21 protein-coding genes are annotated in these 23,406 nt (G+C 40.2%); 12 read left to right on the forward strand and 9 right to left on the reverse strand.

All coding sequences use genetic code 11. From position 1 onward, the window contains the following. Positions 1–144: 144 nt before the first annotated feature. The 4 genes from ACR5KR_RS20130 (at position 145) to menH (ending at position 3,527) form a co-directional block, all read left to right on the forward strand. On the forward strand, positions 145–774 hold the full coding sequence (locus ACR5KR_RS20130) for a LabA-like NYN domain-containing protein (protein WP_094348455.1): 630 nt from the start codon (positions 145–147) through the stop codon (positions 772–774). Beyond that, on the forward strand, positions 774–1,985 hold the full coding sequence (lptC, locus tag ACR5KR_RS20135; protein WP_448267750.1) for an LPS export ABC transporter periplasmic protein LptC: 1,212 nt from the start codon (positions 774–776) through the stop codon (positions 1,983–1,985). The genes ACR5KR_RS20130 and lptC overlap by 1 nt, the downstream gene beginning before the upstream one ends. A gap of 93 nt (positions 1,986–2,078) precedes the next feature. Continuing rightward, entirely contained in the window at positions 2,079–2,480 is a 402-nt protein-coding gene (locus tag ACR5KR_RS20140) for a metal-sensing transcriptional repressor (protein ID WP_448267751.1), read from the forward strand. 228 nt (positions 2,481–2,708) lie between these two features. Continuing rightward, complete coding sequence (menH, locus tag ACR5KR_RS20145; protein ID WP_448267752.1) at positions 2,709–3,527, forward strand: 2-succinyl-6-hydroxy-2,4-cyclohexadiene-1-carboxylate synthase; 819 nt, start codon at positions 2,709–2,711, stop codon at positions 3,525–3,527. A 17-nt stretch (positions 3,528–3,544) separates the two neighbouring features. On the opposite strand, the gene ACR5KR_RS20150 is transcribed toward menH, so the two are convergent. Continuing rightward, positions 3,545–4,189, reverse strand: a complete 645-nt coding sequence (locus ACR5KR_RS20150; protein ID WP_448267753.1) for a glycoside hydrolase family 24 protein — start codon at positions 4,187–4,189, stop codon at positions 3,545–3,547. A gap of 787 nt (positions 4,190–4,976) precedes the next feature. Between ACR5KR_RS20150 and hpsJ-B the strand changes: the two genes are divergently transcribed. The 6 genes from hpsJ-B to ACR5KR_RS20180 all read left to right on the forward strand — a co-directional run bounded on the left by hpsJ-B (position 4,977) and on the right by ACR5KR_RS20180 (position 13,836). Beyond that, positions 4,977–5,819: a hormogonium polysaccharide biosynthesis protein HpsJ gene (hpsJ-B, locus tag ACR5KR_RS20155; RefSeq protein ID WP_448267754.1), complete on the forward strand. Its 843-nt coding sequence runs from the start codon at positions 4,977–4,979 to the stop codon at positions 5,817–5,819. A 127-nt stretch (positions 5,820–5,946) separates the two neighbouring features. Next, entirely contained in the window at positions 5,947–6,855 is a 909-nt protein-coding gene (locus ACR5KR_RS20160) for a glycosyltransferase family 2 protein (RefSeq protein WP_448267756.1), read from the forward strand. A 639-nt stretch (positions 6,856–7,494) separates the two neighbouring features. Continuing rightward, positions 7,495–8,259, forward strand: a complete 765-nt coding sequence (locus ACR5KR_RS20165; RefSeq protein WP_335004592.1) for a DUF502 domain-containing protein — start codon at positions 7,495–7,497, stop codon at positions 8,257–8,259. Positions 8,260–8,530: 271 nt separating this feature from the next. Next, complete coding sequence (gene nusB / locus ACR5KR_RS20170; protein ID WP_445630790.1) at positions 8,531–9,172, forward strand: transcription antitermination factor NusB; 642 nt, start codon at positions 8,531–8,533, stop codon at positions 9,170–9,172. A gap of 254 nt (positions 9,173–9,426) precedes the next feature. After that, entirely contained in the window at positions 9,427–11,088 is a 1,662-nt protein-coding gene (gene ftsY, locus ACR5KR_RS20175) for a signal recognition particle-docking protein FtsY (RefSeq protein ID WP_448267757.1), read from the forward strand. Between the two features lie 1,356 nt (positions 11,089–12,444). Next, positions 12,445–13,836 carry a PP2C family protein-serine/threonine phosphatase gene (locus ACR5KR_RS20180; protein WP_445630788.1) on the forward strand — a complete coding sequence of 464 codons (1,392 nt, stop codon included), beginning with the start codon at positions 12,445–12,447 and terminating at the stop codon, positions 13,834–13,836. A gap of 550 nt (positions 13,837–14,386) precedes the next feature. Here ACR5KR_RS20180 and ACR5KR_RS20185 read toward each other — a convergent pair. Further along, the gene (locus ACR5KR_RS20185) at positions 14,387–15,670 is read right to left on the reverse strand and encodes an ankyrin repeat domain-containing protein (RefSeq protein ID WP_448267758.1); all 1,284 of its coding nucleotides are present in this window, start codon (positions 15,668–15,670) and stop codon (positions 14,387–14,389) included. 186 nt (positions 15,671–15,856) lie between these two features. Here ACR5KR_RS20185 and ACR5KR_RS20190 point away from each other — a divergent pair, with 186 nt between their 5' ends. After that, positions 15,857–16,327 carry a DUF4079 domain-containing protein gene (locus ACR5KR_RS20190; RefSeq protein ID WP_448267759.1) on the forward strand — a complete coding sequence of 157 codons (471 nt, stop codon included), beginning with the start codon at positions 15,857–15,859 and terminating at the stop codon, positions 16,325–16,327. A gap of 81 nt (positions 16,328–16,408) precedes the next feature. Here the strand turns inward: ACR5KR_RS20190 and ACR5KR_RS20195 are convergent, their stop codons facing one another. Further along, complete coding sequence (locus ACR5KR_RS20195; RefSeq protein WP_448267760.1) at positions 16,409–17,080, reverse strand: DUF1997 domain-containing protein; 672 nt, start codon at positions 17,078–17,080, stop codon at positions 16,409–16,411. A gap of 178 nt (positions 17,081–17,258) precedes the next feature. Here ACR5KR_RS20195 and ACR5KR_RS20200 point away from each other — a divergent pair, with 178 nt between their 5' ends. Then, a complete protein-coding gene (locus ACR5KR_RS20200; protein WP_448267761.1) occupies positions 17,259–17,915 on the forward strand; it encodes an NAD(P)H-binding protein in 657 nt (218 codons plus the stop codon). A gap of 287 nt (positions 17,916–18,202) precedes the next feature. Here the strand turns inward: ACR5KR_RS20200 and ACR5KR_RS20205 are convergent, their stop codons facing one another. The 6 genes from ACR5KR_RS20205 to ACR5KR_RS20230 all read right to left on the reverse strand — a co-directional run bounded on the left by ACR5KR_RS20205 (position 18,203) and on the right by ACR5KR_RS20230 (position 23,400). Continuing rightward, positions 18,203–18,856: a TIGR04282 family arsenosugar biosynthesis glycosyltransferase gene (locus ACR5KR_RS20205; RefSeq protein WP_448267762.1), complete on the reverse strand. Its 654-nt coding sequence runs from the start codon at positions 18,854–18,856 to the stop codon at positions 18,203–18,205. Positions 18,857–18,886: 30 nt separating this feature from the next. After that, entirely contained in the window at positions 18,887–19,537 is a 651-nt protein-coding gene (locus tag ACR5KR_RS20210) for a pilus assembly FimT family protein (protein WP_448267763.1), read from the reverse strand. Further along, entirely contained in the window at positions 19,503–20,555 is a 1,053-nt protein-coding gene (locus ACR5KR_RS20215; protein WP_448267764.1) for a glycosyltransferase, read from the reverse strand. Before ACR5KR_RS20215 ends, ACR5KR_RS20210 begins: the two co-directional genes overlap by 35 nt. Positions 20,556–20,560: 5 nt before the next feature. Next, positions 20,561–21,553, reverse strand: coding sequence for a hormogonium polysaccharide biosynthesis glycosyltransferase HpsE (hpsE, locus tag ACR5KR_RS20220; protein ID WP_448267765.1), 993 nt, complete (start codon positions 21,551–21,553; stop codon positions 20,561–20,563). Between the two features lie 21 nt (positions 21,554–21,574). After that, positions 21,575–22,534, reverse strand: a complete 960-nt coding sequence (gene hpsE, locus ACR5KR_RS20225; protein ID WP_448267767.1) for a hormogonium polysaccharide biosynthesis glycosyltransferase HpsE — start codon at positions 22,532–22,534, stop codon at positions 21,575–21,577. Between the two features lie 188 nt (positions 22,535–22,722). Beyond that, positions 22,723–23,400 carry a prepilin-type N-terminal cleavage/methylation domain-containing protein gene (locus ACR5KR_RS20230; RefSeq protein ID WP_448267769.1) on the reverse strand — a complete coding sequence of 226 codons (678 nt, stop codon included), beginning with the start codon at positions 23,398–23,400 and terminating at the stop codon, positions 22,723–22,725. Between the last annotated feature and the right edge of the window lie 6 nt (positions 23,401–23,406).

Consider the following 23,406-nt stretch of genomic DNA (forward strand, 5'->3'; position numbering starts at 1 on the left):
TCAATTTTTTTATTTTCTCACAAAATTTATCGTGGCTCAATTTAAATTAGCCGCGGAACATTATCATAAGCCGCTGTGACTAGCATCTAAAAGTTGGTAATTTGTATCAAAAATAACAGGGATAAAAATTGAGGTATCACAACGATGTTGAATAATTTGGAAAACGATTCAATATTTACGCCAGAACAAGTTTTGGAGAATCGGGGTAGGGTCGCCATATTTATTGATGGCTCAAATTTATTTTACGCTGCATTACAATTAGGGATTGAAATCGATTACACGAAGCTATTATGTCGATTAACAGGAGGTTCTAGATTACTGCGTTCTTTTTTCTACACAGGTGTAGATCGGACAAACGAGAAGCAACAGGGGTTTTTGCTGTGGATGCGTCGCAATGGCTATCGAGTCATTGCTAAAGATTTAGTCCAGCTACCAGATGGCTCTAAAAAAGCTAACCTGGATGTAGAAATAGCAGTAGACATGATGGCACTTGTAGATTCTTATGATACCGCAGTTTTAGTTAGCGGTGATGGAGATTTAGCTTATGCGGTTAATTCAGTCAGCTATCGTGGTGTGCGGGTAGAAGTTGTGAGCTTGCGTTCCATGACCAGTGACAGCTTAATTAATGTAAGCGATCGCTACATTGATTTAGAAGCCATCAAAGAAGATATTCAAAAAACTCCTCGCCAAAGCTATCCATACCGACCGTTATCTGGGATCGGTTTTTTGGAAGACCCCAGAACTAGTGATGGACACCTAGAAATTCAAGAATAATGGCGTATCAATTTCATAAAAGAGGGAGATGGGGAAAAAGAAAAATTCAAAATTTCTCCCCCACTCCCTCCTTTCTTATTTTACCTTTGACCTTTTTATTAGTATTTGGTTTAGTTGGCTGTGGAGGCAAATCCCCTACAACTTCGCAACAAAATACTGCGGATTCATCTAACAAAGATAGCAATTTGACTTTTTTTGATGTCACCCTAGAACAAGCAGATGAAGTGGGAAGACCAATTTGGACAGTCAGGGCTAAAACCGCAAAATACACCAAAGAAAAACAAATTGGTCAGGCTGAAAGTCCTTATGGTGAATTATATCAAGATGGCAAAATTGTTTACCAAATCAAGGCAGATGTAGCAGACATTGAACAAGATGGAAAACAATTGTTTTTGAAAGGTAAGATATTTGCCACAGATCCTAGTAATGGAATTGTGTTGCAAGGTAATGAATTAGAATGGCGTCCCAAAGAAGATTTATTGATTGTTCGTAACCAGATTAACGGCACTCATAAACAACTACAAGCAGTAGCGCAGGAAGTGCGAGTTAAAACTCGCGAACAACGGATGGAATTTTCTGGAGGAGTAGTAGCAAATTCTATCGATCCCCAGATGCAACTGAGAACTGAACATTTAATCTGGAATATTAAAGAAGAAAAACTGATTGGCGATCGCCCTCTAGAAATTGACCGCTACAAAGATAATAAAATTAGCGATCGCGGTAAGGGTAATTCTGCCGAAGTCAACTTAAAAACAAAAATTGCCACTGTCCAAAAGAATGCTCAACTAGAATTACTAGACCCACCAATGCAAATAGCTAGTAACTCTATGACCTGGAACATGAACGCAGAAACTGTAACTACAAACTCACCTACGCGAATGTTCCAGCGTGCTGAAAATGTCACAGTGACAGCCAATCAAGGTGAAATGAAAATACCGCAAAAAACCGTTTACTTAAAAGGTAACGTCAACGCCGTTGGTCAGCGTCGCCAGTCTCTCAGATCCAATACATTAACTTGGTATTTAGACAATAAGTTAGTTGAAGCTCAGGGAAATGTTGTTTACCGACAAATTGACCCACCATTAAATTTTGTGGGTGAAACAGCAGTTGGTAATCTGCAAACAGAAAATATTGTTGTCAAAGGTGGCAGTTCTAGCGGTAGGGTAGTAACGGAGATTATTCCCCAAGAAAGAGCCAATCGTCAGCAGTAAAGTTAGGGTGAATGGGGCCTGCTTTCACTCGTAAGTTTTGGGTTGGTCGAGTACTAGACTAGGATCTTAGTAATACAAGCCTTTTGATAGCCCATGAATGGATCAAATCGATTAGGTAAAAAATCCTTGCCAACATCCCAGCAAGCAGAACATTCCCACTATCACGATACAGACCACGAGCATACAGATGATACTCATGGGACTGGAGAGTTGGCTCATCCCCATATCCATAGCGAAGAGTCTTTACGGCGAATTGTCAATCGATTATCGCGTATAGAAGGACATGTTCGTGGTATTAAGGCAATGGTCGAGCAAAATAGCCCTTGTCCTGATGTTCTACTGCAAATTGCCGCAGTGCGGGGCGCATTGGATCGGGTAGCGCGAATTGTTTTGGATGAACATTTAACTGAGTGTATTGCTAGAGCCGCACAAGAGGGTAATATTGACGTTGAAATTAAACAGTTAAAAGCTGCTTTAGATCGATTTTTACCTTAAGAATTAGAAAAATAATCTAAAATGCATTCGCCAAATTAGCGATCGCTAGCAGCGATATATCAAAATTTAATAGTGCATCGTGACATTCACTCCAGCGACATCATATTGCCAACTGGTAGACAATCTATTTTTATAGACTTTCCTTTGTTCACTTTTTCTAAGAGGCAACGAGGGAAAAACTTATGACATCAGATAATATGCTGTGCAATGATGATTTTTACCTAGACTATGATTCTAAAAAATTATCAATTTCATTATTCTTTAAATAGCACTCTAGATAAACCACTAATTCTTTTTTTGCATGGCTTCATGGGTAACATTAATGAATTTGATGAAGCTATAAAATTACTATTTAACGAATTTTCCTATTTAACAATTGATCTCCCCGGACATGGCAAAACTCAAGTTTTGGGTGGGGACGAATACTATACAATGGCAAACACTGCTCATGCTTTAATCAACTTACTGGATGAGTTAAAAATTGCCAAATGCTTTTTAGTTGGTTATTCAATGGGTGGAAGATTGGCTTTATACCTAGCCCTGAATTTTCCCGAACGTTTTTATAAAGTTGTTCTAGAGTCAGCTTCGCCAGGTTTATCAACAGCAACAGAACGATTAGAACGGATTAAACTTGATACACAAATAGGTAGAAAATTAACAAGAGCCTTTGAAAAAAGCGATTTTGCTGCTTTTCTATCAAATTGGTACAATCAACCGATTTTTGGCGATATAAAAAATCATTCAGAATACGATCGCATGGTTGAAAGTCGGTTGCAGAACAATCCACAGGAATTAGATAAATCACTGCGCTTTATGGGTACTGGATGTCAACCTTCTTTATGGGAAAAACTACAATTCAATACAATTCCCATGCTTTTACTAGTCGGAGAATACGATCAAAAATTTATATTTATTAATACAGAAATAGCTAAAATATGTGAATCGGCTCAGATAAAAATAATTAGCAATGCTGGGCATAATATTCATTTTGAAAATACCTTGACATTTGTGGAAAATATTAAAACTTTTTTATCCGCAGCAAGTTAAAAATTAGGATAACTTCACTACTTCTTTCGTGCCTTGCTAGAAGGAGTTGGGGATGGTGGCATCGGGGCTGTTGGTTGTTTAGCTGCGGTTAATTCTTCTTGCAACATTTTCTGATAAACTTTAGGCAAAGAGTTACTAACAGAATTAGTTTCTATACCATATCCCAGACTTGTCCAGGTGGGAGAGAGTCGCCGCAAAACATCATTTAATTTTCCCTGACGTAACAGTTGCGAAATATCAGTTCCCCAAACTTTAGAATCATTTAACCAACGGTAAACTACTACATCTTGATATTCTGCTTCAAAACTATAAGTAGTCCAAAACATCATTCGCATCGGCTTTGGGTGATAAAGAGGAGCTAAACGATACCAAGTAATGTTGATAATTTGATATCTGCCAGCAGCGGTAGAACAATTTCCTGTATTGGGGCCTGTGACAATTGTGACGCATATCTCAGGATGTCGGCTCAGGTCGTTGACTTGCTGTCCACCATATAACAGCGAATAGGGACGGTTTCCACTAGCCTCACTTGCCGAGATAGTTCGCATTAAAGCGCGGATATAAGGGTCGCCCTCTTTCATCACCAAAGGCGGCTGTTTATTTTCAAAGATGGGATCGGAAGGCGATCGCAAGTCTCCAATATACCATTGCAACAAATACACAAAGCCGAGAAGCGCGGCTATTGGACCGATAAGTTTTTCAACACCTTTGAATTCAAAGCCTTTCAGAGTCTAACTCCTTCAAATTCACTCTTTTTGCTAACAAAAATCACCGACGAACTGATTCCAGTAAAGTTCACACCTGATTGTTAGTTATTATTTCCGATTTGCTCATTTTTTTAGGAATTAGCAAAAAAGAGTATAAATACAGGAGTTTGCAAGTAACTGAGATACAAAATGCAGGAACGCATCAGATATAAAGAGTTTCTACTTCCTGCCTCAAAACCCGTAGCTTTCTACTTTATGCAAAAGAAAACTACTGTAAGTATAGCAAGCGAGATACTCCCAAAAATCCCGACCCTGTATAAGCTCAATCACTTTTAGTAGCATCTACTCTCGGTAATAATTGCTTCCTTGCTCAAATTGGGCGATAAGTCGATACAACCTGATGACAAAGGTTTAGATTTAAGTTGACACCGATTCACATCTGTGAACCCTTATAAAAGGTCTGTATTAAGACCGATTGAGAACTGCAATCAGGGAGATTGGGTAATTAATCAGTCTGTTTCTCTAGCCCGCATCAACTTCGTATCTTAAAATACCAGGATTTTCCTGAAGACACTGTAGATAACAAATGTTACTGTGGGCTAGTTGAAAACCAAGAGGCAGATAGCCTTTAGCAATATTGAATCTGCTTTGTGTTTTTACACAATAGTCATAGTCATGGGCACAATATTCAAGTAGCTTGAAATATGAAAATCACTCATATTCACCACCAGTTTGAAAAATTATGGTTAACCGTTTTACTTCCGTGAGTACTGCTCTCACACTTAAGGTAGTTGGAATAATCTGCATTTTGTCGTTTTTCGTTGACTTTTTGATTCTGTTGTTACCCTTTCAACCCACCGATCGGGTATGGCAAATCAATTTGGGAACAGCGCTCGTCGATCGCGGAATTGTTCCTCTAGTCGGTTTGGGGCTTCTGTTTGCTGCCTATTGGATTGAGAATGCTGATGCAGCAAGCGATCGCCCCCAAGGTATCGATTTAAGATTTCCCGCCGCAATTATCTCCAGTATTTTAGGGTTGATGTTCTTGCTGATTTTTCCCCTGCACTTAAATAACGTCAATCAAGCCAAGACTCAAACACTCAACCGAATTACCCAAGAAGCAGACCAAGCAGAAACTCAACTAAACACTCGGTTATCGCAATTGCAAGCACAACTGAATACTGACCAAGGAAAAGCGCAATTAGAACAGCTGCGAAACCAAACCAAAGCTCAGTTTAGTGAAATCCTCAAAGATGACCAAAAATATAAGCAAGCAATTGAAAGCCCTCAAATTCCCGCAAATATCAAAGAGTTACTGAAGAAGGCTAAAACAAATCCCCAAGTACTTGACAAAGCTATCGAACAACAAACAGATGTTCAAACGCTGCAAACTCAACAACTGAGCCAAGTTCGCCAGCGCCGAGACGAAGCACTGCAACAAGCTAAAGATACTGCTTGGAAATCTGGGCTGCGGATTGGTATTAGCAGTTTGCTATTGTCCATTGGTTACATTATCATCGGCTGGACAAGCCTAAGAGGTAGTGGTGGTGTACAAGGTGGTAAACCTAGAACTGCTGCACGCTAATCCACTATTGGCATGGCAGTAAGAAGTATCCAAAAATTATTGACGGCTGATACTGCCATGCGCCTAATAGCTAATAACTAATAACAAGACAATTATCACTGAGTAAAATCGCTATAAAACTTGAGTAATGTTCTCAATTTACATACTGACATATAACGAAGAACTAGATATTGCTGCTTGTATCGAATCGGCGATGTTATCAGATGACATCATTGTTGTGGATTCATGCAGTAGCGATCGCACTGTGGAAATCGCCAGTCGCTATCCCATCCGCGTTGTCCAACACGCTTTTGAAAGCCACGGACGCCAACGTACCTGGATGTTAGAGTCTATCCCCCCAAAGCATCAATGGGTTTATATCCTTGAAGCTGACGAGCGTATGACACCAGAACTGTTTGCGGAATGCGAAAAGGCAAGTCAGAATCCAGACTACATCGGTTACTACGTGGCTGAACGCGTCATGTTCATGAATCGTTGGATTCGCTACAGCACACAGTATCCCCGTTACCAAATGCGACTTTTCCGCCACGGGAAAGTGTGGTTTACAGATTACGGCCATACTGAGCGGGAAGTTTGTGAGGGTGCAACTAGTTTTTTAAAAGAAACATACCCACACTACACTTGCAGCAAAGGTTTGAGCCGCTGGATTGACAAGCACAACCGTTATTCTACGGATGAAGCTCAAGAAACATTGTATCAGTTAGAACAGGGAAAGGTGAACTGGCAAGATTTATTCTTTGGCAAATCGGAAGTCGAAAGACGGCGTGCCCTGAAAGATTTATCTTTACGTTTGCCCGCCAGACCGTTGCTACGGTTTATATATATGTATTTTATTTTAGGCGGATGTTTAGATGGACGCGCCGGAGTGGCTTGGTGTACATTACAGGCATTCTACGAATACCTGATTTTGCTCAAAGTCTGGGAAATGAAGTATCTGCCAAAACCTAATTTAGATACAACAGCAATTTTGGTACAAGAGAGTACGCAACAATTGCAGGGCGCGGATTCTGAAACTACACAGGTTGATGTGGCGTGAACAGGGCTGGAGATTAGAAGGATTTCTTGTATGGCGATGCCTACGGCGGTAAACTACGCAAAATCATAGGGCATACAGATGTGCTACACAAATCCCTGACTTCGTAAAAGTTGTCGGGGATCTTGTTTTTCATAATTCAAGACTAGATAAAAGAGACTTTTAAATAAAAAACATCCCAAATTCTTTTGTGGGACGGGTGTCCCCATCTCTTCTATATTCAGGGTGGGGAGAATACTCACCCCACAAGATGGATAATTTATTTCTTGAGAATCCCTAATAAATTAATATTTGTAACAGAATATTTTCATAAAAGCCACCCTTACTCAAATGTGAGTGACTGACCAGATAAAATAATTTATTAGTTTATCCTGTAGTACTTTCACAATCATGAGCAGTTTTTGATTAAGCCCGATAGATTAATAATACCTAAGAATTTGCAACAAATTTTTATAAATCTTATAAATAAAAGTAACATCCTCTAAGAATAACCAGTCGCCATCGGATTGGTTAATGTCTATGTGTATGCTTATAGGAAAATAGCTGATTTCCAGCAGCAGGCAACTTGCTAGCGTTGTAGACAGTTACTTGCGGCAGAATCTGCCAAAGTTAAAGCCTTCGGAATTTGACGAATCTGCTGGTATGGATACGAATAACAAAAGTTCCTCTAGCTTAAAACAGGAGAATCGGGGCTTGGTAATCGATCGCCTAAAACAGGACTTAAAAAACGACCTAATTGCTGGTTTGTTGGTAATCATTCCCCTAGCAACCACTATCTGGCTGACAATTACCATTGCAAGTTGGGTAATCAACTTTCTCACCCAAATTCCCAAACAATTAAATCCCTTTGATGGGTTAAACCCATTTTTGGTAAATATACTTAATTTATTAGTAGGTTTAGCCGTACCACTACTAAGTATATTGCTGATGGGCTTGATGGCTCGAAATATAGCTGGGCGGTGGTTGTTAGATTTTGGTGAGCGATTATTACAAGCAATTCCTTTAGCAGGACAGGTATACAAAACTCTCAAACAGCTTTTAGAAACAATACTGAAAGATTCTAATGGCAAGTTTCGCCGGGTAATTTTGGTGGAGTATCCTCGCCGAGGAATTTGGGCGATCGCTTTTGTTACTGGTGCAATCAGCAGTGATATCCAAGCCCAGATGTCTCGCCCTGTACTAAGTGTTTTTATCCCCACCACTCCAAATCCGACTACCGGATGGTACGCAGTCGTTCCTGAAGACGAGGTGGTGAATCTCTCCATGTCGATTGAAGACGCCTTTAAAATAGTTGTATCAGGTGGCATTGTCGCCTCCAATACGCCTTTGGTTTTCCCCAAAGAGTCCACATTGGAAGTGAAACACGAAGAGATTAAGCAGCAGGTTATTCCCGTTGAAGAAACGTGAAGAAGGCAGGAGGTTCAATATTAGTCATTAGTCATTTGTCATTTGTGTTTACCAAGGACAAATGACAAATGACAATCTCACCAGTTGATGTGCAACTTTAAATATGTAACAGCTTATTTCTCCTGCCTCCTGCCTTCTGCCTCTCTGGAATCAATCTGGCATAGTAGTCACAAGCAAATGCGTAATGTTGTTTAACTGTGCCAAAATTGATAGGCTTATAAGTTTGTCTTGCCTAGTTAATTCAGTTCTTGCACAATCATCCCTCAGTTTTATGCAACCTCGTAAACCCCAGCAAATTGCTCGTGAATTGGCGCTTTTAAGCCTTAGCCAATTGCCAGTCAACCCAAAGAAATTAGAGAAATTGGAAGACGACCAACTAGTATCCAAGTTGGTGCTAGGAGCAGTACGCACTCTGACCTCAGAAGTACAAGATACCCTCGATAATGCCGCAGGTGAGCTGCAACGCAGTAACGATCGCCTCTTAAGTAGCCAAACTCGGGCCTCCGACCTCAATACTGCCAGAACAATGCTTCAAGAAGCGATCGCCTGTACCCAGACAGCAATCAATCAGTTGGGTACAGCAGTTGATTTCCCAGTATTGATTCAGTTAGCTAATCAGGATAAGGGAGTTCGGAATTACGCTAAAGAGCTGGTGATTACCGTCAACGAAAATCGACACATTATAGATGAACTCATTTCTGCTGCCTTAGTAGATTGGCAAGTAACTCGCCTCGCCCAAATTGACCGCGATATCTTGCAAATCGCCGTGGCAGAAATGAAGTTCTTAGGAGTACCAGACAGTATCGCCATCAACGAAGCTGTGGAGCTAGCCAAACGCTACAGTGGAGACGATGGTCATCGGTTTATTAATGGTGTTTTGCGCCGAGTCACTGAGCAGAAAAAAACTGCGTAGTACTGCCGCGGAATTCATAATTTCTTTACTGCCGTAGAAAAAAGTCTGTAGCCCTTGTGCGGCTTCCTCCAAGCGGAACCTCTTCCAAAGGGAGATGCTGCGCAAACAGAAGAAACCTCTTATTATAACGATTTTGTTTCAACTGGCGTTGAAAGGTGAGGATAACCCGGAAGTTTTCACCCCAAGAAAAAGTACAAAGTTAAATTAAACTCATAATTTATAACTTAATAACTCATATAACTAATACTGCTGCAATGGTTTTTAATTGGTTCCGTCGTCAACATAACGATTCCTCTAACACTCCCTCTGATAAGAAACAGGAAGAAACTCCTCCTGCAAAAGAACCCCAACCAGAGCCAGCCGAAACCTCAACACCAACTGCTGAAACTGCACCAGACACAACGGCAGATTTATTGGCATTTGCGAAAGCTGCCTACAAAAATATTCAGCAAAAACAGCAAGTCGAGGTAGTAGAAACCCCACCCGATTCAGCAGATACCGTAGCACCAGCAATACAACCTGAAACCGCAGAAACGGTAACTGCGGAAATCACTGAACCAGAAGCTGCTAATACAACCGTAGAAACTACACAGCCAGAAGTTATCCAAGCTGCTAGTGAGGAAGAAATTACAGAAGATTCCTCAGTGGCAGCAATTGCTGAACAGCCAGATGTTTCTAGCACAGAACTCACGGCAAGTGAAGTTGAACTAACACCCATCGAACCACTAGCTACACCAGAGGCAACACAGCCAATAGCACCAGCTAACTTATCCTTTTTAGAACGAGCAGCGGCAGAACGGCAAGCCAAGCTAGAACAACTAATAGCCACCGCCATTGAAGTTCCAGAACCGGAGGTAGTACAGCCAGTAGCGACAACCTCAGAAACAGGAGAGGAAATTCCCGGATTGCTATTTGATGATGGGTTTGTCTGGTCGGCGAAAGTTCTAGCAGCTCAAGGTAGAAGTGCAGAAGACGTTTCTATTGAAGAAATTACCTGGCTGAAAAAGCTCCGGCAAGGATTAGACAAAACTCGCCGTAGTATTCTCAATCAACTGAAGGCGATCGTTGGTCAAGGGCCGCTAAACCAAGCTGCTGTAACGGAAATTGAGGCATTGCTTTTGCAAGCTGATGTTGGTGTAGAGGCGACAGACTTTATTATCAATGCCCTACAGACAAAACTGCGAGAAGAAGTTACCGCACCTGAAGAAGCGATCGCTTTCCTGAAAAAAATCCTTCGAGATATGCTAGATGCACCAAGCATTGCATCTCACAAAACTACCTTTACCCCAGAAAAAGAAACCTTAAATATTTGGTTAATCACTGGGGTAAATGGTGCTGGTAAAACTACAACTATTGGCAAAATCGCCCATCTGGGACAAAAATCTGGCTATAAATGCTTGATTGGCGCAGCAGACACCTTCCGCGCCGCCGCCGTGGAACAGGTGAAGGTTTGGGGTAGTAGAAGTGGCGTCGATGTAATTGCCAATCCGGGAAAAAATACAGATCCGGCAGCAGTTGTATTTGATGCGATCGCAGCCGCCCAAGCGCGTCAAACCGAATTACTTCTGGTAGATACAGCTGGGCGACTGCAAAACAAAAAAAATTTAATGGACGAACTCGGTAAAATCCGGCGAATTATCGACAAAAAAGCCCCAGATGCCAAAGTAGAATCTCTTTTGGTTCTAGATGCAACTTTAGGTCAAAATGGACTGCGGCAAGCTGAAGTTTTTTCCCAAGCTGCCCAACTCAGTGGTGTTGTCTTAACCAAGCTAGATGGCACTGCTAAAGGCGGCGTTGCCCTTGCCGTTGTACAGCAGCTAGGTTTACCCATTCGCTTTATTGGTGCTGGCGAAGGAATTGAAGACCTACGCCCCTTTTCGAGCTATGAGTTTGTCGAAGCTCTTTTGAGTGGTTAATTGAAAAATTTCGAGTTAAAAATTTTTCTTACCAAACTTAGGACTTACGCAATATTGTATTATTCTCTGGGAGACACTGCGCGTTGGCGTCAGTCTCTGACAGAGAAGGAGGTTCAATAAATTAAGCTTTTTAGTTATTTTTGCGTAAGTCTTAAAACTGATAAATTTAGGGATGACCGATCTGGTATTATCACTTGAACTAACTAGAAACAGTTCAAGTCCTAAAATTATGAATTTGTCACAATAAATAGGTGACTTTTGCTAAAATTTCTAGCTAATGCCCTTTTTGAGGTCTGAAATGGGCTTTTTAAATGTAGCAGCACGGTATTTAGTTGCGACATACAAAATCCCCTAGATTTTCATCTTGCAGCAATTGAAAAGGCAATCGAGACGCTCATCCCCACAAATACAGCTCTATTGTGGGATACAGCAGTCCCAATGGTGAGCAGTACGTTGGGGAACTAGCGCGAGTGATTTCAGCGCTGCGGGAGGTTTATTCCTCCGTAGGTGTTTGCTGTTGCCTATGGCGACTTACTCGTGCAACGTCTATCGAAAGGTTGAAACTCTGATGGTTAAATGAAAAGACTCTTTCTGACTTTTGACTTAAAGTTCTTAGAAGATATTTCTTCTATTTTTAGTGTCATCTCTTCTATTCATATCTTACACTTACCAAATGACTCACCCCTAGAATAAATTACAGGCTAATGGTTTAACTCTGTTACCTCTGACTAAGAAGGTAGAGTTACTTCACTTTTATCCAGTTTTGATGGATTTAAATTTTGCGTATTCAGCAACTCAAAATTCACAAAACGAGAAATTAAAAATGGAAAAGCTCAATCTTGGCGATTATCCAAGCATTTATGGCATACAAATTAAGTATTTGAAACTTATTAACATATTCTCAGGTTTGGGAACTAGTGTAGTTCTGTTTTTGAGCAAATCAAGCTCGATTTGAGCGCTTATAGAGGTTTTTACTCAAAAAACTACTAGTGTTCTAGTTGCTTCTGCCCAAACAGTACCTCTGAGAGCGTTAGAAATTATTCTTTGAATAAAGTATTTTTCTAACTTTAGAGATATGCTTTGGTAATTAAGTTATGAAAAAATGAAAAACTTTCTAATATATCAGCAAAACTAGTCATTTTTACGGGTAGAATTTGGACTAAAAATACATGATTTGAAATTACTAATAGTCCATCAAAAATACAATAAGCAAATAAAATACTTATAAATTTTGCCTGTTACGTCTTTATACTCTTGCTAAAATGGCAAGTCTTGTCTAAATATGGTTTAGCAATGCCAAAGCCAAAAGATTTATAAATAATCTAAAATCTGCCAATATAAAGTGCAATAATACCCGTGCCTGTGTCTCAACTGCCCTCTCAACCCACTGATAATAGTAGTAGTGCCGCGACGGATGTCACACCAGTCGTGGCACTCAAAGAACTCGTGGCAAGGTTGCACCGGGAACAGAACAAAATTCAAGATTTGCTAAGTTCTTTAGGATTTGCCCTGAGAAGTTTCAATAATTTGAATCAGTTTTTAGAACTGATTCCGCTGATGGCAACAAGAGTGACAGATGCAGACGGTAGCGCCCTGTTTCTCTACAAACCTAATGGTCAAGTCAGGTTAGAACAGTTACATTGGCAAGATAGTGGCCAGCGCAAGAATATCCGCAAAGCGCTAGAAATAGCCAGTAGTCAAATCACGCTTTTACCCAATACTGCCCCCCTAGCGAATGCCACGGGGATTTTAGATGACCAGATGCATCGTTATTTGGGGCCAGATGTGCAAATCTTTGGTACGGCGATTCTGGTAAAGCATACAGAACGGGGATGGCTCTATGTCTTGAGCCGCGATCCAGAATATAGTTGGACAGAAACCAGGCAAAAGTTAGTTAGGTTAGTGGCAGACCAAACAGCAGTAGCGATCGAAAACGATGAACTAGCTGTAGAACTAAGAAAAAAAGAACGCTTAGACCAAGAATTAGAAATTGGTGCAGAAATTCAACGGCGACTTCTACCACGTCAATGCCCTACAATTCCCGGTGCAGTTCTGGCTGCACGCTGTAAACCTGCCAATCGCGTCGGCGGAGACTACTACGACTTTATTGCTACCAATCATAATAAGATTCAGCCCAAGATTAAAGGTGGCAGCGAAACTAGTCGCTGGGGTTTGGTTATTGGAGATGTCATGGGCAAAGGTGTCCCTGCTGGGCTGATTATGACGATGATGCGGGGAATGCTACGGGGAGAAGTGCTACATGGTAATTCTCCAGCTGGAATTCTACAAAACTTAAATAGAGTTATGTATGCGGATTTGGAAAATTCCCATCGCTTTGTAACACTATTTTACTCAGAATATAACCCCCACAGCCGAATTCTGTCTTATAGCAATGCGGCACACAATCCTCCTTTATGGTGGCACGCAGCGACAAAAACTGTTACCCGTTTAGATACTTTGGGAATGTTAATCGGTTTGGATGCTAATAGCCAATATGAAGATGCCCAGGCACAGTTAGAGCCTGGAGATACAATTATTTACTATACAGATGGCTTAACTGATGCCGCTGCTGCTGGTGGCGATCGCTTCGATGAAGATAATTTTGTTACTGGCTTCAATACTGCTTGTAAATACTGCAATGGGCCAGAGGAGATTGTAGATTACCTATTTGACCAAGTTCAGCAATTCATCGGTGCTGATAAACAAAACACTGATGATATGACACTAGTTGTTCTGCAAATCTTATAATCATTGGCTATTTATACTCGATCGAGTCCATTGATCAATGCTTGCGTTTATGGTGAGAGAGGATTTACCACAGTGATTACACTAAATTTAATTTTTTATTTATTTTTCTTTTAATTTTCGTAGCGATCGCCCAAATGGTTGCACATCAACCTTTTTTGATAACTTGTTTGTATTTAGCCTTTAGGATAATACATAAAAAATGATCCTTAGAATACTTTTCTGTTCAATTAAAAACTATATATTTTGCACATCTAGCACAGTAGGAAACGCCAAGGGGGAGAGCAGGTAAAAGGTAAAATGTACAAGGTAAAAAGTAAAAGGTAAATTTACTTCTTCATTTTTGCTTTCTTTCTATCCTTGTGACGCAAGCATTTGGTCTGCTCCCTTTTGGCGTTTTAATTTTTCCTTTCTCCGCCGTAGCAAGTTCACAACAGCTACGACGGAGTTTTGCTTTCTTAGTTTCTTCGTCCCAGATTTGGTTTTTTTAAACTTCCTTTAATGATTTGTCAAGATATTTCTGAAAATATTTTTAGATGAAGAATTGAGATTGCTATTCTTGCGCCCCAGCTTTTTGTAGACTCCGCACCACATTTTTATAACCATTAAATTCTGCAATCATCAAAGCAGTATAACCGCCCCGGTTTTTCAAATTCACATCTGCCCCAGCTTGGAGTAATAACTGCACAATTTCACCATAACCTGCTGAAGCAGCCCACATCAATGATGTGGCCCTTGCTGAGTCTTGAAAATTCACATCTGCCCCCTTTGCTAGCAGCAAATGTACGATCTCTTTGTGTTGGCGTTCGGTTGCCTTGATCAAAGCAGTTTTGCCATCATCCCCTGGAATATTCACATCAGCACCATAATCTAACAACACTTGCACCGTTTGGGTGTGTCCTTGTGATGCAGCCAACGTCAAAGGTACTTCACCAAGACTTTTCCCATTTATATCTCCGCCAGAACGTACCAGTGCCTCGACAATTTGGCTATGTCCCTGCAATGATGCTACAAGCAGTGGTGTATCGCCCAGGTGGTTGCTAATTTGGACATCTGCACCCTTGTTAAGTAAGATTTGCACGACATCAATGTAGCCTTCCACAACGGCAAGGTGTAAGGCAGTTTCACCATCTCGATCTTGAAGATTAATCTCGGCACCTCCATCTAGTAAAGCTGCTACGATCGCACTGTGTCCAGCCGCTGCTGCTGCCGATAGGGCAGTTCCACCATCTGCGTTTTTCACATTCACATCAGCTCCTGCTGCTAGCAGTGCTTCCACAATCTCCAGATGTCTCAAATCTGCCGCTAGCATTAAAAGTGTCTCCCCCTCCTCATCTGGGATATTGACATCGACACCAGTTTGGAGAATTGCTTGTAAAACTTCTATTTTTCCCTGCTTAACGGCAAGTTTCAACGCCGTATCATTATCTTTATCAGCAATATTAACTTGGGCACCAGCAGCCAATAAAACTCGCACTACATCGATATAACCTTTGAGGACTGCTGCCATTAATGCTGTACTGCCATCTTCATTAGTGGCATTGACATCTGCACCTTTAGATAATAAAAGTTGCAAAATGTCAAGCTGTTTGGCACTAGCCGCCAACATCAAAGCCGTCAAACCATAGAGTTTTCTGGGCAAGTTGATATTTGCCCCGGCATCAAGCAGCGATCGCACAATTTCGGTGTAACCTAAATTGGCAGCAAACATTAACGCCGTGGTACCTTGGCGATCGCACGCGTCCACCCTTGCACCAGCAGCCAATAGCGTACACAGACCCTTAATATCACCACTTTTAGCAGCTTTGAGCAGCAAAGTATCGTTGTTTTCAGTCATGGATGAGACCCACACAGGGGGTTTTGTTCGTCTACCCTCAAAATTTAGTCTGAGATTGTTTATCCACTTTGGCAAGAGGGTAAAGGAAAATAGTCGGGGGAGTCTCTTTTAATTTGTGCAAATTTAAGCACAGAAAATAGAGTTATGCTAATTTTTATGAAGATTTAATTATTAGGCGAGAACACGATGAGTCTGGAACTTTCTACGTCGGTGAAATATTGGCTAAACTTCTTCCATCCGGTGCTCATGTGGGCGCTATTAGTACTCTCAATTTATGCTGCCTATTTAGGACTGCAATTGCAGCGTACTAGAAATGCTCAGGGGGAAGAAAAAAAAGAATTGATTAAAGGTAGATATAACGTCAGACATTACCAAATCGGGTCTATACTCCTAGCTTTGATGGTAGCAGGTGCGATCGGAGGGATGGCTGTCACTTACATTAATAACCAAAAGTTATTTGTCGGGCCTCACCTACTAGCAGGACTGGGTATGACAAGTTTGATTGCATTTTCTGCTGCCTTGTCCCCTTATATGCAAAAAGGGGCAAATTGGGCGCGCGCAACTCATATTTTAATAAATTTCACCCTTTTGGGACTTTTTGCTTGGCAGGCTGTTACTGGCGTGCAAATTGTCCAAAAAATTCTCACTCAAGCATAGTTAGCCTTGTAGGGTAGCACAGCTGTGCTACCCTACAAACGTACAAATAATTTAGAATTATTGATTTTTTAAAAATCCCTATCAACACTTTTGCTTAAAATTAGCAGGAAACGGTATTCCCAAAGATTTATGGAAATCTTCCTGAACTTTGCGAGTTAAGCGGCGGGAGACTTGGCGGACAATTTGATTAAGTAAGCGATCGCCTGTAGATTGAATTATAGACTTGGGTAATCGCTGAATAAACCGGGGAAAGTGAAGATAAACGATCAAATCCAATTCCCATTCAACTCTTGTAACCTTGTCAATGCTAGTGGAAACATCGGTTTCTTTTAACTCTAGAGATGCCCGATAATCTACGTCATAACCAGGCGGTTGGTAGTCAGGAATGGGAATTGTACGGATGCGGTAAATACCCTCCTCTGGAGGCAACAATTCCAAACCTATTTTCGGTTCTACTTCATAACCAAAAGAACCAAAACGACCAATTGTTAAAGCATAGCCATTTTCCCCAAGTGATTGTACCTTCATGGGTTCAGCGCAGCGCGAAAACCATGAGGCGTGAGAATTGAGATACTCAGCAACCTTCTCTACTGGGGCAGCCATTTCCATAAAATCTTGATAACGACCGTAAAATTTTGTCAGCGTCGCTACATTTGGTTCTGTTAATGTGTCCTCGGCTTCTTGAGTGGACACTACAGGTAAAACAGCTTCTGTTATTTCCCAGGATTTATATTCGCCTTTTCTTGAAAGCATAAATGCATTACTCTATATTTTGGCGTTGGTCTATATTAATGATTCCCCACACACCTGGGTCATTTCGCATTCAGATCCCATTTTGACCGAAACCTCATTAATCTGCGAGTAACTCCATAGAATTACTAAAATAAAGAACTGAACAAGCACACAATAGTTTCCCAGGATAGCATTTATCATGAAAGCATTTGTAGCAGGGGCAACAGGTGAAACAGGTCGCCGAATTGTGCAAGAATTGATCGCACGGAATATTCCCGTCCGAGCCTTGGTGCGGGATATAGAGAAAGCTAGGGGTATTCTGTCTCCTGAAGCCGAATTAGTCGTAGGCGATGTGTTACAACCAGAAACTTTAACTGCTGCGTTGGGAGATAGCACAGTTCTATTGGTTGCGACTGGGGCAAAACCTAGCTTTGACCCCACTGGCCCCTATAAAGTAGATTTTGAAGGGACTAAAAATTTAGTAGATGTTGCTAAGGCAAAGGGAATTGAGCATCTCATCTTAGTTTCTTCTTTATGTACTTCCCGGCTTTTCCATCCGCTGAACTTGTTTTGGTTAATTTTGTTGTGGAAAAAACAAGCTGAAGAGTATATTCAGAAAAGTGGTCTTACTTATACGATTGTTCGGCCTGGTGGGTTGAAGAATGAAGATAACTCCGACCGTATCGTAATGCAGAGTGCAGATACACTATTTGATGGTAGTATTCCCAGACAGAAAGTTGCCCAAGTTGCTGTTGAGGCGCTGTTTGAAGCAGATGCACGCAATAAAATTGTCGAAATTATTGCCAAACCTGAAGCAGCCTCAAAAAGCTTTAAGGAGTTATTTCAGCAGTGCTAATATTGCAGAGGATTTTATTGCTTCTGTCTCTTAATTCTCATCCCAAGATCGTCGGCTCACATCTTTATGGAAAAGTAGACCTCTTGCAAAAGTGTTTTTTGCAAGAGTTGGGAAAAGGAAAAAGGTTAAAGCGGAAGGGGACAGTACAAAACCTTTACCCTTTCCCCCTGCCCCTTATCCCCTTGTTGGGACCCCGCCTTCCCCTTTTCCCGACAAATGCCAAGAAGTCTAGTGATTCCTATGGCTCTACCTACACACTTTTTCAATTCGCCCCTTGATTTTGCTCCTTAAAGCGATCGCTCCATCTCCTCTGCAAGGGCTTGTTCCCAAATTGGCAGATCCTCCGGTCGGTCAACATCAGCTAAGGGCAACAAGTCCACGTATGATAAATTAAGTTTCTGGGCAATATCCACGGTTTTCTGGAATACTTGAGCAGTTCCCCACTCAATGTTAACGAATAGCTCCGGGATGAATTGGCGCAAACCAATTAAGTAATATCCACCATCGATCGCAGGGCCAAGTACGAGGTCAAAGGCGTGTAACTTGTCAAAGGCTGTTGCTAAAATCTGGGCATTCACTCCAGGACAATCTGTACCAATGATAATTACTTTTTCTGCACCAGATTGAAAAGCATCAAAAAGCGATCGCGCCATCCGCAAACCTAGATCCCCTTCACCTTGAGACTGGTAAATCAAATCCAACCCCAGCCAATCTTGCATAAGTTGCAAATCGCCACCTGCAAAACGCACTTCTACAGATATGTCAATGGCTTTTTGCAATTCTTGAACCTGAAATATTGTATGTTCTGTCATTTCCCGTTGAAGATTGGCAGCACCAACATTTCCCAAAGCAGGTATCAATCGGGTTTTTGTCTTACCTGGTTCTGGATAGCGAGTAAAAATAATCAGGTGCTGTTTTGGGCTTGCTGGTAAGTTCAGCACACAATACCTTGTTTAACAACTAAAAATATCTTAATAGCAATACTTGTCGTTTTCGTTGGCTCTAGCATGATCTTTTCCAGTCCGCATAGCCCCCAAAATAGTAGAAACATAGACACAACGTCTAGCTTTACCACCATTCAAGCTGTAGAAGGTTATCTGTCCTAATCTGCCTACAGTACACTGATTTCCTATTTCAGAGATTGGACAACCGTGATAGTTAAATAAAACTCGCCACATTTGCTGTGAAGGGTGTTTTAGTAAAGTTGTCTCTTTTTTTCCTTTATTGTTTTCCTCTTCATCAATGCGAATGTTTGGCTCAAGATTATGCCATATGTTGCCATTGTTTTTAACAGTATCAGGAATGAATTGTCCTGCCTCTGCTTGATGAACTGCCCATTGCACGACACCATTTTGTATGCGAAAACTGGTTTGCCTGGTTAATTTATCTTTAGTGGCTTGGCTTTGCGCTTGGCGCATAGCATAATAAACCTCATTTTGAGTAGTGTTGAGACGACGAGTCTCAACAAAAGCCAGCCAATTGGATATTCCAAGCGTAGCTAATATACCAATTAATACAATCACTACTAACATCTCTGGTAAGGTAAAACCACTGTTATAATGATTATTCCTTAAGAGATTTTTTGCATTAACTAGAGATCGTAAATGCACCTGGATATCCATTTTTGCTTACTGGTCGATTTTCAACTACCCAGATGTTAAGCAACATTTCAGCTTCTTCGCTTCTGACTTCGCGCTGATTAATAATACTGTAAAGCAAGGCGGGCAAAGTAAAAATTATGACAATTTTCAAGAACAATTTTAGGGTGAAATTTATATTTTGAAGTCTTGCAGGATCGTTAAGAAAATACTTCCATAGAAATCTAACAGCGGCTAGATTTTTTTGCCGATTGAATGGTTTTTGTAAAGCTTTGCAGGTTAGATATTTATATAAATTTGCTAGGCTTATATTCCAACTCTGCTTAAGTGTCGAAGGTTTTTCCTTATACGCTCTATTAAGTACTTGCAAGCAGGTTTTTTCCTGCCTGACAAGATTGGAAGAAACTGAATTAGCGCTTATGCGATATAAGATTTGTACAGATGGTACACATATAAAATCAAACTTAGAGGCTAATCGCAGCCACATATCCCAATCCTGAGCCGCACTTAGAGATTCATCAAAGCCATTTAATGTAATTAAAGCTTCTTTAGAAATTAAGGGATTGGAACCATTTTCTAGAAAGTTATTTAATAACAGTTTTTCATAAGCATTTCCATTTACATTAATCCGCTTACCTGAAAGTAAAAATCGATCATTTTCGTCAATATAATCAGTCCAACTATAAGCAACTTTTGCAGTAACGTTTTCTTGTAGAGCTTTTAACTGAGATTGAAGTTTATCAGATGTCCAAAGATCGTCCGCATCTAAAAAACTAACAAATTCACCAACTGCATGATGTAGTCCTCGGTTACGACTGACGTTTCCGCCAGCGTTGGAATAGGAAAATACTTTTATTCTTGAATCTTGGATTTTTGTTACAACTTCTAGAGTTGAGTCTTCTGAGCCATCATTAATTACAATTAATTCTAGGTCAGTAAAAGTTTGATTTAAAACAGATTGAATTGTATTCTTAATAGTCTTTTCATTGTTATAAGTGGGAATGATTACAGAAATTTTTGGTATTGGTTTGCTGGTTTTCATCGCTTTTAGAGGGCTAATTTGTTTTTTAATACTCTATCTAGACGGCATTTTAAGTAGTAGAGAGGACTCATCATGCTAGCCAAGTAAAACTCCATCTCGAAAAGAGCAATTAAATTACTTTGAAATTGCCCTCTATAGTGAATTAGGTGTTTTAATGCTCGGCGGAAATTACCTAAAATAGTTCTTATAAATACTATTGGTTTTTGCCAATTTTTAGTATTTATCAAGCTTAACTGGAAAATACACAAGCCACAACCGCGTGCCAGAGTTAAGAGATAATCTTTCTCAAGTCGCCAGCGTGGTATTTGATGATAAGTATGCATGGCAGGATTATACCAAATCTGCCAGCCTGCATAATGTATGTAAAGCAATGGTTCATAGTCATCACCCTGTACCAAAATACCAGGCAACTTCCCACTTAAATTAGGCCGCTGTGGTACATTTTCACGCCATACCTGTTTCCGAACAACAAGCGCCGCACCAGGAGGAAGTCTTAAATTATCTGCGTCAAACAAATATGGATTTGAACCATGCTCTCTAATAGCTAAAAAAGCTTGAATTCTTTCAAAATTTTCTGGTGGATTTACTTCAAAATCACCATGAATCTGTCCACTCCAAGCACCTGCTTGAGGATGCTCTAATCCAAAGTTATATGCTTCTGATAACCAATCAGGTGCAGGTAAATTATCATCATCTAAAAATGCTATTAGCTGCCCTTTGGCTTCACGTACTGCTCGCAATCTCGCAAAAGCTGCTCCCTGTTCGGTTTCTAAAAAATATCTTAAATGACAGTTTCCATTATATATTTTTTGGTAATTATGGATAATTTCAAATGTATTATCAGAACTATTATTATCCACAATAATTATTTCCCAGCTAAGTTGCTCTACTCCTGTCTGGGTTAATAGCTTATCCAAAATTTTAGGTAAACGGGTTGCCCCATTGTATGCAGGAATGGCTACGCTAATATCTAAATTTTCGGCTGTTAATTCAGTCATAATATCTAATGTTTTAATAATTTATTTTTTAAAGTATCCATTTTTCCAAAGATAAAAAGGACTAATGAAACTACTTAAAAAAAGTTCCATTTCGCAAGCAGCTACCAAATCATCTTTTAGATTAGTTCGATATTTTAGTAAGTGCAACGTAATTCTACGTAAGTCATTTAGCATATAAGATAAAAGAGCAAATGGTCTATATATTTGTTTAATATTTACCATTCTAGTTACACACCGGCTAAGTCCAATTCCTCGAAAAAATGGAATCAAATAATCTTTTTGCAAACGCAATTTGGGTATTTTGTGTGATATTTCCATTTCTGGATTGTACCAGATTTGCCATCCTGATTTTTGGATGTAAGATAACATTTCTAAATCTTCACTGGTAAGCATATTGCCTTTAACTCTACCAGTTAAAATCGACTTATCTGGTACACTTTCTAACCATGCTTGTTTACGGACAACAAGTCCGGCAGAAGGGGGTAGCAATTTTTTAGATGCTTCATATAATAGCGGTAGATTTCCCCGTTCTGTAATTGCTAAGAATGGAGCAATTCGCTTAAAGTTTTCCGGTGGTTCTACTTCCCAGTCTGGGTGAATTTGGCTGCCATAAGCTCCAGCTTGAGGATATTTTTCACCAAAAGCATAAGCTGCGACTACCCAATTTGATACTGGGTAGTTGTCATCATCTAGAAAACCTATGAATTTACCTTTAGCTTCTGCAACTGCCTTTTTTCGAGCATAAGCTGCGCCTTGTTTTGCTTCAAAGCAATACTTTAAAGGATAAGGACATCGCCAATCTTTTTGATAGGTTTGAACAACTTTAGCTGTATTATCAGTGCTGTTATTGTCTACAACTATAATTTCCCAAGATAAATTTTCGGTGTGAAGTTGGTTTTTTAGTCGTTCTAGTAGTTCAGGCAAACGACTTTCACCGTTATAAGTTGGGATAGCTACAGTAAAGTCAAGGTTCTCAGTCATTTTCCGAAAAGTATATTTTGATGATGACGCTTTTTATTATGTTCAGGCAATGGCTAATTTATCAATGGCTCTTAAATAACTCTATCAAATATTAAAACTGCACATGATGTTTCAATTTTGCTATCAACGTGCAGTTTTATGTTCAGCAATATTACGTATTTTTAAACAAATCTTGGTATTCAAATCACTTAACTGCAATTATTATCTTTTGCTGTCACCATTGAGCCTAAGAGAGTTTTCACAATGACGCATCGCTTTACGCTACTAGCCGATGCAGGATTTGCAGAGCTTGGTACAGCTACCACTATTTGTAATCCAGATGTTCCAAGGCTTGCATTGGGTAAAGTTCCCATATAGTCAAAAGTAATTTTTGCTGATGCATTTAAAGAATAGGATACAGTAGAATCGGCAGTGTTTTCAGTAGTGCTATTTAGATTTGTACCTAGCAAAAATTTATCAGAGCTGACCCCTACATCCGTTCCTAAAGGCTTCCATGTGCTGATTCCAATATCGGTACGATAAATAGCAACCTCTTGGGTTGTGCTATTTTTCCGAAAACTGACACTGTAGCTAAGTTTTTTGTTTTTAGCTTCGCGCTGTGCTTCTTGAAGTGCGGCGAAAACGGTGTCGTTAAACTTATTTATCCGTTGCCGATTTACAAAGGCAGCCCAACCAGGAGCTGCGATCGCTGCTAAAATTCCTACTAGCAGCAGTACTACTATTAACTCTATAAGACTAAATCCAGCATCTTGTTGATTATAGCCATCGGTAGAGGGTCGATTTGCTAAATATTGCTGTTTTAGCTTTGTTTTTTGGCTGTGCAACTGGAAATAATTTAATAATCTTAAACTAAGAATATTCGCCATACTATC

Source organism: Nostoc sp. DSM 114159, from assembly GCF_053470285.1.